The 12,693-nt window shown below is 45.1% G+C and carries 14 protein-coding genes; 5 read left to right on the top strand and 9 right to left on the bottom strand.

Annotated features, from left to right (window positions below; translation table 11 throughout):
* Positions 1 to 42: 42 nt before the first annotated feature.
* Together tmk and mltG are read right to left on the bottom strand one after the other, a co-directional pair.
* The gene (gene tmk / locus CXF65_RS11840) at positions 43 to 675 is read right to left on the bottom strand and encodes a dTMP kinase (RefSeq protein WP_025651088.1); all 633 of its coding nucleotides are present in this window, start codon (positions 673 to 675) and stop codon (positions 43 to 45) included.
* Positions 676 to 808: 133 nt separating this feature from the next.
* Positions 809 to 2,104: an endolytic transglycosylase MltG gene (gene mltG, locus CXF65_RS11835; protein WP_025651089.1), complete on the bottom strand. Its 1,296-nt coding sequence runs from the start codon at positions 2,102 to 2,104 to the stop codon at positions 809 to 811.
* A 169-nt stretch (positions 2,105 to 2,273) separates the two neighbouring features.
* Between mltG and CXF65_RS11830 the strand changes: the two genes are divergently transcribed.
* Positions 2,274 to 3,038: a DpnI domain-containing protein gene (locus CXF65_RS11830; RefSeq protein WP_101212178.1), complete on the top strand. Its 765-nt coding sequence runs from the start codon at positions 2,274 to 2,276 to the stop codon at positions 3,036 to 3,038.
* On the opposite strand, the gene CXF65_RS11825 is transcribed toward CXF65_RS11830, so the two are convergent.
* Together CXF65_RS11825 and CXF65_RS11820 are read right to left on the bottom strand one after the other, a co-directional pair.
* Positions 3,035 to 3,529, bottom strand: a complete 495-nt coding sequence (locus tag CXF65_RS11825) for a hypothetical protein (protein WP_101212177.1) — start codon at positions 3,527 to 3,529, stop codon at positions 3,035 to 3,037. The two genes, CXF65_RS11830 and CXF65_RS11825, sit on opposite strands and share 4 nt — an antisense overlap.
* Before the next feature lie 59 nt (positions 3,530 to 3,588).
* A complete protein-coding gene (locus tag CXF65_RS11820) occupies positions 3,589 to 4,155 on the bottom strand; it encodes a hypothetical protein (protein ID WP_101212176.1) in 567 nt (188 codons plus the stop codon).
* A 154-nt stretch (positions 4,156 to 4,309) separates the two neighbouring features.
* Between CXF65_RS11820 and CXF65_RS11815 the strand changes: the two genes are divergently transcribed.
* Positions 4,310 to 4,507, top strand: coding sequence for a DpnD/PcfM family protein (locus CXF65_RS11815; RefSeq protein ID WP_227523262.1), 198 nt, complete (start codon positions 4,310 to 4,312; stop codon positions 4,505 to 4,507).
* Positions 4,508 to 4,513: 6 nt separating this feature from the next.
* On the opposite strand, the gene CXF65_RS11810 is transcribed toward CXF65_RS11815, so the two are convergent.
* Together CXF65_RS11810 and CXF65_RS11805 are read right to left on the bottom strand one after the other, a co-directional pair.
* Positions 4,514 to 5,542: an aminotransferase class IV gene (locus CXF65_RS11810; protein ID WP_101212175.1), complete on the bottom strand. Its 1,029-nt coding sequence runs from the start codon at positions 5,540 to 5,542 to the stop codon at positions 4,514 to 4,516.
* Between the two features lie 15 nt (positions 5,543 to 5,557).
* Complete coding sequence (locus CXF65_RS11805; RefSeq protein WP_101212174.1) at positions 5,558 to 6,232, bottom strand: hypothetical protein; 675 nt, start codon at positions 6,230 to 6,232, stop codon at positions 5,558 to 5,560.
* Positions 6,233 to 6,603: 371 nt separating this feature from the next.
* Between CXF65_RS11805 and aroE the strand changes: the two genes are divergently transcribed.
* Positions 6,604 to 7,464 carry a shikimate dehydrogenase gene (gene aroE, locus CXF65_RS11800; RefSeq protein ID WP_101212186.1) on the top strand — a complete coding sequence of 287 codons (861 nt, stop codon included), beginning with the start codon at positions 6,604 to 6,606 and terminating at the stop codon, positions 7,462 to 7,464.
* Between the two features lie 82 nt (positions 7,465 to 7,546).
* Here the strand turns inward: aroE and CXF65_RS11795 are convergent, their stop codons facing one another.
* Positions 7,547 to 8,686 carry an FUSC family protein gene (locus tag CXF65_RS11795; RefSeq protein ID WP_101212173.1) on the bottom strand — a complete coding sequence of 380 codons (1,140 nt, stop codon included), beginning with the start codon at positions 8,684 to 8,686 and terminating at the stop codon, positions 7,547 to 7,549.
* 418 nt (positions 8,687 to 9,104) lie between these two features.
* Between CXF65_RS11795 and CXF65_RS11790 the strand changes: the two genes are divergently transcribed.
* The gene (locus CXF65_RS11790) at positions 9,105 to 10,925 is read left to right on the top strand and encodes an acyl-CoA dehydrogenase C-terminal domain-containing protein (protein WP_025651099.1); all 1,821 of its coding nucleotides are present in this window, start codon (positions 9,105 to 9,107) and stop codon (positions 10,923 to 10,925) included.
* A gap of 199 nt (positions 10,926 to 11,124) precedes the next feature.
* The gene (locus CXF65_RS11785) at positions 11,125 to 11,601 is read left to right on the top strand and encodes a hypothetical protein (RefSeq protein WP_101212172.1); all 477 of its coding nucleotides are present in this window, start codon (positions 11,125 to 11,127) and stop codon (positions 11,599 to 11,601) included.
* A 14-nt stretch (positions 11,602 to 11,615) separates the two neighbouring features.
* On the opposite strand, the gene CXF65_RS11780 is transcribed toward CXF65_RS11785, so the two are convergent.
* Both CXF65_RS11780 and ybaK read right to left on the bottom strand, forming a co-directional pair.
* Positions 11,616 to 11,990, bottom strand: coding sequence for a 5-carboxymethyl-2-hydroxymuconate Delta-isomerase (locus CXF65_RS11780; RefSeq protein ID WP_101212171.1), 375 nt, complete (start codon positions 11,988 to 11,990; stop codon positions 11,616 to 11,618).
* 136 nt (positions 11,991 to 12,126) lie between these two features.
* Positions 12,127 to 12,615, bottom strand: coding sequence for a Cys-tRNA(Pro) deacylase (gene ybaK, locus CXF65_RS11775; protein ID WP_025651102.1), 489 nt, complete (start codon positions 12,613 to 12,615; stop codon positions 12,127 to 12,129).
* Positions 12,616 to 12,693: the final 78 nt, after the last annotated feature.

The following is a 12,693-nucleotide window of genomic DNA, read 5'->3' as shown; positions in this document are numbered from 1 at the left end:
TTAGCCCATTTAGATGACTATCGAATAAATTGAAGACGCGCTCTAGCTAAGATGAAATCGTGTCGCAACCGTTTGCCATACTCGCACACTTACTTCGTCAGCACTGCCTGAGGCGTCGATACGCTGGATACGCTCAGGCTGCTCGCCAGCAAGGACACTGAAACCTTTATGCACCCGAGTAAAAAACGCCGTCGCCTGCTGCTCAAAACGATCGGCAGCGCTACGTTTACCCGCCCGCGCCATGCCTTCTAATACTGGCAAATCCAACCATAGAGTCAGCTCGGGCAACTGGGTAACAAACTGACCGATAAGGCTGTCAATTTTGGCTCGTACCGCCTCATCACCATGCGCACGTCCAAAGCCCTGATAGGCAATGGTAGAGTCGGTAAATCGATCGCATATCACCCATTTACCACGCTGTAATGCGGGCAAAATTACTTGTTGCAGATGGTCACAGCGCGCCGCAAACATCAGTAGCAGCTCAGTATCATCATTAATTTTGGTATCAGGGTCTAGCAAAATAGCGCGCAACTGCTCTGCAAACGGGCTACCACCCGGCTCACGGGTACGCAGATAGTCGATACCATGCGCCTCTAGTCGCGCACATAACTGCTCGATAGCGGTGGTCTTGCCAACGCCTTCGGTACCTTCAAAGCTAATAAAGCGCCCTTGCATGGGCGCGGTATCTGTAATCTCAGGCGTGGCTTGAGCTGGGCTGCTGTATGCTAAGTTGGCTGCTATAGATGCTGACATACTATGACCTTATGTCATTGATGAGAATGGGCGTGGCTCTTCGGTACATACTGGCTTATGACGGCGGCGTTTGCGAGCGCTTTTCACGCATCACGCTCAGGTACTCTTTTACCGCCTGATTGTGCTCAGCCAAGCTATTGGTGAATTTGTGCCCACCGTTGCCTGTCGCCACAAAATACAACGCATCGCTATCCGCCGGATGTAAGGTTGCTTCGATAGAAGCCGCAGAAGGCAAGGCTATCGGTGTGGGCGGCAAACCATCAATTTGATAGGTGTTATACGAGGTCTTTTCGTCGATGTCTTTACGGCGAATATTGCCATCATAGCGGCTGCCCATACCATAGATAATGGTCGGATCGGTCTGCATGCGCATGCCTTTATCCAAGCGGTTTTTAAACACCGCAGAGACTAAAGGACGCTCTTCTGCCACGCTGGTTTCTTTTTCGATAATAGAGGCCATAACCAGCGCTTCATAAGGACTCTTATAAGGCAGGTCAGGCGCACGATTTTCCCATGCTTTGGTCAATGCCTGCTGCTGACGCTTGTACAAATCTGTCAATACCTGCTTGTCGCTGGTGCCCTCGCCGTAATAATAAGTATCAGGCGCAAACCAACCCTCAAGATTATGATTGACGATAGGGTCGTTACTATTGGTCACGCTGTCTGGCAATATACCTGCCAAATCTAAAGCCTGCGCGATACTAGCATTGCTAGCATTAGCGCCATTCACTGTCAGCACTTCTTTTTTGATAGTGTTATTATCACGTAGCGTTTGATATAGATCTTTAGACGTTTTGCCTTCGATAATTTGCACTTTTACCATCGCTGCTTTAGCCCCTTGCGCGAGCACTTGCAGCGCCTCAGCGATGGTTGGGTTCTCTGGTAATTGATAAATACCGGCATGTAATGGCGCGTCCACTTGCGACTTGATATAGAGCTTGGCAATGCTGGCAGAAAAAAGTGGAATCTGCTGTTGCCACTGCGGCAATAAGCCGTAATAGGTCTGACCTGACTCAATCGTCACCATTTGCTGCGGCTGCTCAATCCGTCCAAACAACGTCTGATAGACCATCACTAAGAAAAACGCGGCAATCAGCCCAAGCACGAGCAAGACTTGATAACCGCGCTGCATAAAGAACGACTGATTGTCTGCTTTATATTTACGTGGCTTACTTTTGCCGCTGATGAGCGAGACATCTGTTGCCGGTACGTCCTCTACTGCCGCCTCGTCGACGACTGGTCTAGCATCTGATGGCGTGCTAGCAACACGCTCGTCAACAGTTCCCGCTTGCTTATTGGATGGGGTATCATTAGGACGTTCAGGAGGCGTTTCAGGTGTGGGCGTGCTCATGGCAACTCGCGAGGCAGAAGTTTGCTAGAATTTAGCACTGAACCGTGCGCTTTTCAATGGTATTTGCTTAGCTTATCGATTAACGTGCTGTTTAGAGTCAATTATATGGCTTAATACTCATATTGCTTATTTATCCCTTCAAATATTTCCTTTAATAAGAAAACGGGCTATGAACCTTAATTTCAATAAAAATCTCGCTGCAAACTATAAATCACCAAGCCAAATCATTAGAGTGCTCAGCGAAGACTGGGTTTCTAACCAAAGCTATTGCCCTAATTGTAGTGCTGAACCATTGGCTGAATTTACTAATAACCAACCTGTCGCTGATTTTTATTGTGCAAACTGTCATGAGGAGTATGAACTAAAAAGTAAAAAGGCAAAATTGAGCAACATTATTAATGATGGTGCTTATGACACCATGATTGAACGTATCAATAGCGATAATAATCCCAGCTTTTTCTTTCTGACCTACTCTCAAGAATATAGGGTGAATAACTTTTTAATCATTCCCAAACAATTCTTTCAGCCGGACATGATTATAAAGCGCAAACCATTATCCGCCACTGCCAAACGCGCTGGCTGGGTCGGCTGTAATATTGATTTGCGCAAAGTCCCCGAATCGGGAAAAGTATTTTTGGTAAAAGACCAGCAAGTCATACCACGCAATAATGTCACCGAGCAATTTCAAAAAACCTTGTTTCTGCGTCAGCAATCACAGCAGACACGTGGTTGGACGTTAGATGTTTGGCAATGTATCGATAGACTGGATGCTAATTTTTCTCTCAATCAAGTTTATGCGTTTGCTGATTTATTAAAACTCAAACATCCTGAAAACAACCATATCAAAGATAAAATCCGTCAGCAATTACAAGTGTTGCGCGATAAAGGCATTGTTGAATTTATCGGTCGTGGGCATTATCGAAAATTATATTAAGCGCTTTTATTATCCCAAAGGGGTAAATCTGCGCTTGCCGCTAATTTTCCATAGAATTTGTGCGGAGGATAATCCGTTTCCAACTCATCATTTACTTTAAAAAAACTTCTTACATTGCCTTCAAGACACATATAAGTTCTGTTTTTTACATGTTTATTCCATCCTATTAATAGTCCTAGTGGTGTACGAGCAGCTTTGGTAAAAGCCTGTCTTTTGACCATAAGCGCACACATCACAGTGTCATCATGAGGTAGCTTATCCAAGCCTTGCTCTATGACTTCTTGACGTGTATGCGCGTACTTAAACTCATCACCAAATGCTGTATATTTTTTATCTTTCTTAGAATAGATAATACTGAATACTATCTTCGAATAACCAGCTAAGTGAACAATTTCATCAGGGTGTTTTTTTGCTTTACGACATATTTCATTAAATAGCATTAATCGGCGGATTTGTAGTGGGATACGTTTTTCTTCATAGGTAGTACGCATTTTTTATCTCCTGCTAAATAATCTTTAATCAGATACGATTGATTTCTACGTATTTTAAATTATATTAAACGTTTCTCATTGAAGCGTTCAGGTTTTGGCTGCCCTTTATTATCACGGTAGACGTCTGCGATTAACTCGTCTCTATCGTCCCATAAAGGTAAACGTGCCGTTGCAACTAAACGGTCATGAAACTTATGCGGTGGGTAGTCTGAATCAATTTCATCATTAATCCGAAAAAACACTTCTTCACGATAATCGACGTAAGCGTGCATTCTATTTTTAACGTAGTTATTCCAATACCAGACCAGCTGGATAGCTGTGCGAGCAGGTTTAGTAAACTGCTTTAAATTGACTGTCAGTGCACGCGTGACTGGTTCGTCGTTAGGAAAAACTCTAATACGTTGCTCGATAACTTCTTCTTTTGTTTCTGCGTACTCAAACACGCCGCCAAACGCGATAAACTTTTTAAAGTCTTTCAAATACATAACACCGAGCGATAACTCAGTGAATCTCGATAAGTGAATAATTTCATCAGGTTGTTTTTTTGCTAATTTGCAAATCTCATCAAAAATTAATAATCGACGGATTTGTAAGGGGATTCGTTTATCTTCGTAGACGTATTCCATTGATTTCTCTCCTTATCAAATCACTATCATTGATCGATTTGCCTGAGCCCACAAGGCTTTGTCACAAAAGACGATCACTTCTTTTAATCACCTTTGCTAACCTAGCGGATATAAATGCTAAAGAAATTTTGATAAGAATATATTGAGAATAGCGATGATGAAAACAGATAAGAAATTGAATAGAGTTTTTCAGATAGAAATTGTGGAAACACTTAGTAATATCGTAGAAGTTGATGCAAGGAGCGAGCAAGAAGCGCTATCAAAAGCGCAAGATATGTATCGTAATGAAGAGGTTGTTTTATATCCCGATGATTTTATTGATACCAAATTTAATATTTTTGCGCGAAAATAAATAGCTTTATTTAGCCGATATTTTTTGACTTTTAAAACCCACCACTTCACCCGACAATAACGTCAGACTGCTCATTGGCATGATGCCACGTAACGCATTGCAAAAGAACAGTTGGCTTAACTGCGGCAAATCCTCATCTTGTAATGGTCTTATGATGGCTGGCTGCTCTGTACTGGATAGCCCATCGATGAGCGCTTGCCGCATCACGCCAGCGACGCCCGATTGTGTCAACGACGGCGTGTACCATTGACCAGTGCTTAGATAATTGTTGTTTTTAGGATGTGGAGGATTGGAAGATTTTGCGGATGGCGATTCTGATAATTGATAGAACACATTACTCGTCGTTCCTTCAACCCACTGCCCGCTCATATCACGCAGCAGCCCCTCACCGATACTGGGTTCGGCATTCACTGATAAATTATTGGTCGATAAATGATTGGCTAGTAAAAAGGGATTGGATGTTAATGTTTGGGCTTTAACGCGTTGTAGCTCAGCGCTTGCCAGTACATTATCCAGACGATTGAGACTTTTGAGTCCGGCCAGCGGTGGCGGTAAGCAAGCAATTTGAGAAGACAAGCAAGTGGCAGAAGCCACTGGTTGCAGAGGAACTAGGAACCCATTCGGTAAAGGCATCTGCTCAGCAGTGGCGATAGGCATGGCGGAAGACTTGAGCCAGATCTCACACGCACTGCCGGACATGCTTGGCGTATAACCATAACCACGGACATCTTGCACCGCGCGGGTGACGATAAGCTTAAGCATGCCTTGCTGCAAGTGCTTGGCCTGTCTATGCAAGGTAGCTAACAGTGCTCGGCTATCGATATCGAGATGCAAGGCACTGGCATGAGAGTCAAGACGCTGCTGATGATAGTCCGACCACAGTATCCGCCCGTCGATGACGCCCATAGTGGTAAAAAAGCCATCACCATATGCCAGTCCGCGATTGTCTAATGGCATGGTTAGCGCTGTTACTGCTGCGTCATCGCTCGCCGCGCTTAGAGGTTGCAGACGTAGCCAGCTGTTGGGCGGCGGCATAATGGCGGCCACCGTTTAGCTATTGTCTGTTTGCGCATCGGCTTTATTCAGCACCAGCATACAGCTGTAAAACTCACATTTCGCCAGCTCTATTTTTTGTCCACCGACGGTTTTATTCTTAATAATTTGACCGCCCAGCATATCAGCGATTAATTTTCCGCCCTCATCACCCATCAGCTGACGCGCTAGCATATAGGATTTTTTGGCATGGTTTTGACTCAGCTCTTTTTCTTTTTTTGAGTCGGTTGGATTGGCGTAATACCAACCAAGCTCCAGATATTTTTCGGAGTCGATAAGGTCTAAATAAGGCGCATCGGTATCCATAAAGCGATACTTAGAGGCCGAATTACTGGCGTAGTCTAGGCTGTTTTCGTCCGTGCTGACCACTTTACCAAAGGTCGACTTGATATCATCCAACGCATCAACCGTAAGCGGGTCTACTGGGGCAGCGCTCCACGACGCAACCTCATATTTTACTGGTATGCCTTGCTGAGCAGTGGCACCATCTAAGTCGGCGGTTTTGGTCGGAGTGGTTTGCGTAGAGGTATCCGCAGCGCTCTGCTCGCTAGTGCTTGCCGCACTGGCCTCTGGATTTTGGGCGTCTTCTTTGGTGCTATCACAGCCACTCAACGTCACGCCAACTGCCATTATCATACTGACCATCAAGGTCTGTAGGTTATTATTCAACATGGACAATTTACTCACACTTTTAGATTGGTCTCAAAATAGTATTAACGAGCTGGCAGATGTGCCACTGATAATGAAGAATGTTGTTATTAAAAAGCTTGGTTGTAACCTAGCAGTTCCTGGCGTCTATTGATATCGATTTTTATGCTCACTAGTTTACCCAACTGCTGAACGCTTGACTACCCTTTAGGTTACGGATACCGCTCCCAGACAGTACAGATTTGTTAAAGACCTCACGTCTTAAAACGCTGTGTTTAATCGTGTATTTATTCCTTAACCGCTCCATTTGTCAAACATAACGTTATCCCTTATGATGAGTGGGTTTGAATGCTTACCAATCTGACCACTCCATGCCCTTTGCCAGCGGACTATTTATGACCCAGCACTTTATTGTTATTGGCAATCCGATTGCCCACAGCAAATCCCCTGCAATCCATACCCAGTTCGCCGCGCAGGCAGGGATTGAAATTAGCTATCAGCGCCAGTATTGTCCCGATGAGGCAGCCAGTTTTATGGCGGTTATTGAGGCATTTTTTCATGGTGGCGGTGTGGGTGCTAACGTGACGGTTCCTTTTAAACAAGTCGCTTATGCGTGCTGTCAGGCACGTGGTGGCTTATCAGAGCACGCCAAAGTCGCTGGTGCGGTCAATACGATTCTGCTCAATAAAGCGCTATTAAAAAGCGGCGCGCCAATAGCAGAGGCACTATACGGCGACAATACTGATGGGCAAGGATTGGTCAATCATATCAGTAGCTTGGGTTGGCCGCTAGAGGGTGCACGCGTTGCCCTCATTGGCGCGGGCGGTGCGGCACGCGGGGTGATACTACCCCTGATTCAAGCAGGTATCGGAACCCTGACAATTGCCAATCGCACAGTGAGCAAAGCCTGTGACTTAGTCAGCGAGCTTAGCGCCGCCAGTACCTCTATTAGTCAGCAGCAGATTACCGCTTGTACCACTAGCGAGCTGCGCGGACAGTTCGATATTATTATTAATGCCACATCGATTGGTCTATCAGGTGAGACTTTGCCACTGAGCGACACCCTACACGGTCACTATGCTTACGACATGATGTACGGTCGCACGCTACCGTTCTTGGAGCATTTCGCGGCACGTGGTGCGCAAATATCAGACGGCTACGGCATGCTTATCGGTCAAGCCGCCTTAAGTTTTGAGCGTTGGACGGGTCACAGTATCGATGTAGTGCAAGCCACTAAAGCCCTCAACGTCAAATGACTTACACGACCATTTAGTGACTTGTTGTAAGAAAAGCAGAATTACAAAGCGCTCTCATATGCTTTGAATTTATGGTGTTGATTTAGTGTTTCGTTGTTTGACTAAAACGCGCCAGCATCCAGTTTTCTATCTGGCGTAACGGTACGCGCAAACGGTTTGAATGAATCGCCAGACCACCGCTAAGACCGACGACGCAGCCAATCGTGGTATCAAGCATGCGCACACGAATGACTTCCTCGGCCACGGGCTGTACCAGCGACACACTGCCATATTCAGCGATAAATATCGTTAATGGCGTAATAAATATCACTGCTAAGCCATAATGACGATCGACCAACGACTCGATACAGAGCATCATCATCAGAACGGCTATCGCAACGCCCCATATCGATAGCCCCCACGACAGCATCCAACCTGCGACTGCCATTCCGACCAAAGTACCGAGTAAGCGATGCACTTGTTTGATCCACATCGTGCGTAGCTGCATACCCTGAATAATGATAAAGCAGCTTATAGCCGCCCAATACGGATAGGGCATCTCTAGCAATATTGCGATTGCCAACGCCAAGCTCACAAAGCCAGCCACAATGAGACTGTCGCTAATCATGTCCGGCTCATAGATATAAATCGGCGCAGGTACTATAGGACGCGTGGCCAATAAAAACAGACTATAAAGCAGCGCCAACAACATCGAAATGCCACTACCCAACATCACCAGCCCTGTTGCTGACAATACTTGCGCTAATGGCACAGGAATAAATAACGCAATCGCCCCCGCCATCATCACAAACAATCCTGCCGGTGGCGGCTGCCGATAGTAACGACCTAATATGATAATAGCAAAAGCAAGCAGCGCAAATATAGGCAGTCTGAGCACAGGTATCTGCTGAGCGATAAGTCCGAGCGCAAAGCTCAATACCATGGCAAAGCCCCACGCCATGACCGTCACCAGACGATACGGTAGCGTGCCTGACAATGGTAAGTTGAGGATAATCATCGCCCCCAACGAGGCCTTGATACCTGAGGATAAAGCATCAAAATAAGCACCGACAAAGACTGGAAAGCTAATCGCAATGGCCGCAATAATCGGCATATGCCAAGGTCTTTTACTGCGGTTAATCGTTAACAAATGCGCCAGCTCACCTGCAATTAAAGCCTTAATAGAGGCAAACAGTGCTGTTAACCAAGATGCTAGACCTGCCTTGTGCTTTGATGCGCTCATAAATCGCTTTCCTTATTCTACTGACATTGCATCGAGATTTTTTCGATTCATGGGACATTACTTGTTTTATATGACTTTGCAGGCTGTTTATACAGAAATCATTCGGGGTGCTACTACTTCACAAATTACTTTATTAACTTATAACTTAATTTAATGTATAATTTTACGAATTATGAATATTAGTTATACGTTATATATTTGTGGCTGTAGAAGTCTTATACTCGTATCACCGTCATAGTAGTTGACTTTTATTAAGTAACGCTTGACCATACCTATAGCGGACAAGAATTTATTCATAAGTCCCATCGATCCTCCATAAGATCATTCATTTGCCACAAAAAATAAGCAAACATTCACTTGAATACACTTAGGTTTGAATCCTAGTGCTATGACAGTGAACCAACCAAAGAGACCAACTATGTTAACTTACAAAGCACCTTTACGTGATATCAAGTTTTTAATAAATGATGTTTTCGACTTTCAGACGCATTACAAAGATTTAGACAACGGCGCAAATGCTGATCCTGAAACGGTCGATATGATTTTGCAAAGCTTTGCTGACTTCTCTGAAAATGTCTTAGCCCCTTTGTACCAGCCAGCAGATGCAGAAGGCTGTCATTTTGAAGAGGGTGTTGTCACTACCCCTAAAGGCTTTAAAGAAGCTTACGATCAGTTTGTAGACGGCGGCTGGCAAGGTATTTCGTACCCTGAAGAGTACGGCGGTATGAACTTGCCTATGTCAATCAACCTCATTAAGTCTGAAATGATGGGTACGGCGAACTGGCCGTGGGCAATGTATCCTGGCCTATCGACAGGTTGTATTAACACCATCATGCAGTACGGTACTGATGAGCAAAAAGAAACTTACTTGCATAAATTGGTTGAAGGCACGTGGGCAGGTACGATGTGCTTGACTGAGCCACAGTGTGGTACCGATTTAGGACAAGTAAAGTCAAAAGCGATTCCGCAAGAAGACGGTAGCTACAAGCTTAGCGGCACTAAGATTTTCATCTCAAGTGGTGAGCATGACTTAACTGACAACATCGTCCATATCGTCTTAGCACGCCTACCGGATGCGCCAGAAGGCACCCGTGGTATCTCATTATTTATCGTACCAAAATTCTTGCCAAATGCCGATGGCGAAGCAGGCGAGCGCAATGGCGTTACTTGTGGCTCTATCGAGCACAAAATGGGTATCAGCTCATCAGCGACTTGTGTACTGAACTTCGACGGCGCGTTAGGTTATCTCATCGGTGAGCCGAACAAAGGCCTAAAAGCCATGTTCACCTTTATGAACACCGCCCGTATCGGTACTGGTATCCAAGGTTTGGCACACACTGAGCTGTCTTTCCAAAACGCCCTACCGTATGCGAAAGATCGTCGTTCAATGCGTACGTTGTCAGGGACCAAAGATCCTGAAAAAGTAGCCGATGCTATCATTCATCACGCTGACGTTCGTCGTATGCTATTGACGCAAAAAGCCTTTGCTGAAGGCGGTCGCTCAATGATTTATCACTCAGCGCGTTATGCCGACAAAATGTCGCAAGGCGTTGCCAACGGTGATGATGCTGAGTTTGAAAAGTGGGATGACAAATTAGGCTTCTATACGCCTATCCTAAAAGGCTTTTTAACCGAGCTAGGTATCGAAGCGGCCAAGCATGGTCAGCAGATATATGGCGGTCACGGCTATATCAAAGAATGGGGCATGGAGCTGATCGCTCGTGATGCACGTATTGCCACTATGTACGAAGGTACCACTGGCGTACAGGCACTTGATTTGTTAGGTCGTAAGGTTATCTTGCAGTCTAAAGGTAAAATCATCCGTGATTACACCTCAAGCATCATGAAATGGTGTGGCGAGTACGCACTTGATAAAGACATGCGTAAATTCGTTTGGGCATTGACCAAGCTTTGTGCTGAGTGGAACACCCTAACCGTACGCTTGATGCTAATGGCACGTAAAGACCGTGAAATCATCTCAGCCGCATCAGAAGATTTCTTGATGTACTCAGGCTATGTCATGATGGGTTACCACTGGGCGCGTATGGCGGCTGTCGCTTATGACAAGCTAAAAAATGGCGGCACTGAGTCACCAGAATTCTACAAAGCTAAAATCCAAACGGCTGAGTTCTATTTTGATAAGATTCTACCACGTACCTCAGGCCACGCCGAGGGTATGGTGGCACCAAGCGAAAGCATGACTGCCATGAAAATCGAAAACTTTGCTTTCTTAGACTAAAATCATGACTAAGACTGTACGAGTTACTTGATTATTAATAAAAAAAGCGCCTATTTATTAGGCGCTTTTTTATGTTTAACTAGGGGGTGTCCTCACTTCAAACGCTTGTATCTAAATGGGCTAAAAATGGCTATGGTATTGCTGATATTACTTTTCACTGACTATAGTAGATAAATAACAAAGTCAGTTAGGAGGTACGATGTTTTTGGTTAAAAATAAAACTACTTTAACAACCGCACAAGTGCTAAAAACGCTGTTGCTTAGTGCCACATTCATAGGGATTAGTGCCCATAGCGCGTTGGCTAAAAGTAGCGACACCCCTATTCATTTTACGAAAGGCGCGCTTAGTAGTACGGTGACTGGGCAGTTAAAGCCCAATGAAAACGAGCACTGGTATCGCTTTCACGCTAGCAGTTGGCAATATGCCATCATTAATATTGTGCCCCTTACGGGCACCCCAGAGACTGCCAATGTCGGCGTACTGCATATGCCGAATGGCACACAAGATGGCACCAAAGGCGGTATCATTTATCAAGGCTGCTTGCCTGCCACTGGCACGTATCGATTGCGCATTGCTCGTAATCTGATGGCCACTCAAGGTCGCACCGCAGGTTATAGCGTTGAAGTGATTGTCTTACCTAAGTATGCTAGCGAGTCACTGTGCGAGTATTTGTAAGTATTCAATACGCCCTAGTCACCAAGCATTTTCTTATGATAAATCGCGCTGATTTCTTCCACCTCAACACAGATTTGTATGCCTACGCGCTCTGATTGCTCGGTATCTAACACCTCTTCTATGGCAGCCGTTAATAGCTCAGCAAGCTGATGGCGTACGACCTCATCACGACCGGTCATGATTTTTAGATGCGCATAAACAAAGCCATATGCCTGTTCGTCGTCTTCAACACCCACCAAAAATGTCTCAATAGGTATGATGCGTGCTTTGATATCCGTCGGCTTGCCAAAATGTCCACTATCCCAAAGCGCTTTGTTCAAAGATTTAAGCAAGGATTCTGCATGAGGGATACTGACATTGGGCGTGACTTGAATGGTTAAATGTGGCATGAGACTATCCTTAGAATATAATTACCTTAAAAATATAAGCACCTTAAAAATATAAATATCTTAAAAAAATAAGTACATTAAAAAGCATGGAAAACGGATAAAAAATGAGTGTGCTTGGTCAGCACGAACCTAACCCTTATTCATCAGTGATGGCGGCAAAACGTGCGTCAAGGGTGGCAGCCAATTGTATCGGTGGCAGTTCAATCTCTAAGCCGCGACGCCCCGCACTCACATAAATGGTTGGCTGCTGCTCAGCTGAACTGTCTATAATAGTCGCTAAGCGCTTCTTTTGTCCCAATGGACTGACCCCGCCCAGTACGTAACCTGTGCTACGTTCGACTTGCTTAGGGTCTGCCATCTGTACTTTTTTGCATATCAGCATTTTATTAGCAGACAACGCTTTGGCCATTTTTTTGAAATTTAAAGTTCTATCAACGGGCAAAATAGCCACAGCTAGCGAGCCATGGTCAGTCGACACCACCAAGGTTTTGAATACTTGTTTTACCTCCACGCCCAGCTTTTCGGCAGCTTCTAAGCCATAAGATGCGGCACTGCTGTCGTGAGTATATTCGTGCAGCTGATAATCAAGGCCGCGCTGTTTGGCAAGTTGGATAGCAGGAGTCATAGGCGTTGAACTTTTGGTTGTTTGAAGGAGATTTGTTTAACAGCAGTGAGTGCGTGTACAGACTGGTCTGAATATTCA

It is taken from the genome of Psychrobacter sp. Sarcosine-3u-12 (genome assembly GCF_002836005.1).
Classification (GTDB): Bacteria; Pseudomonadota; Gammaproteobacteria; order Pseudomonadales; family Moraxellaceae; genus Psychrobacter; species Psychrobacter okhotskensis.
Note: the sequence above shows the minus strand (reverse complement) of the source record. Positions and strands in the feature narration are given on the sequence as shown.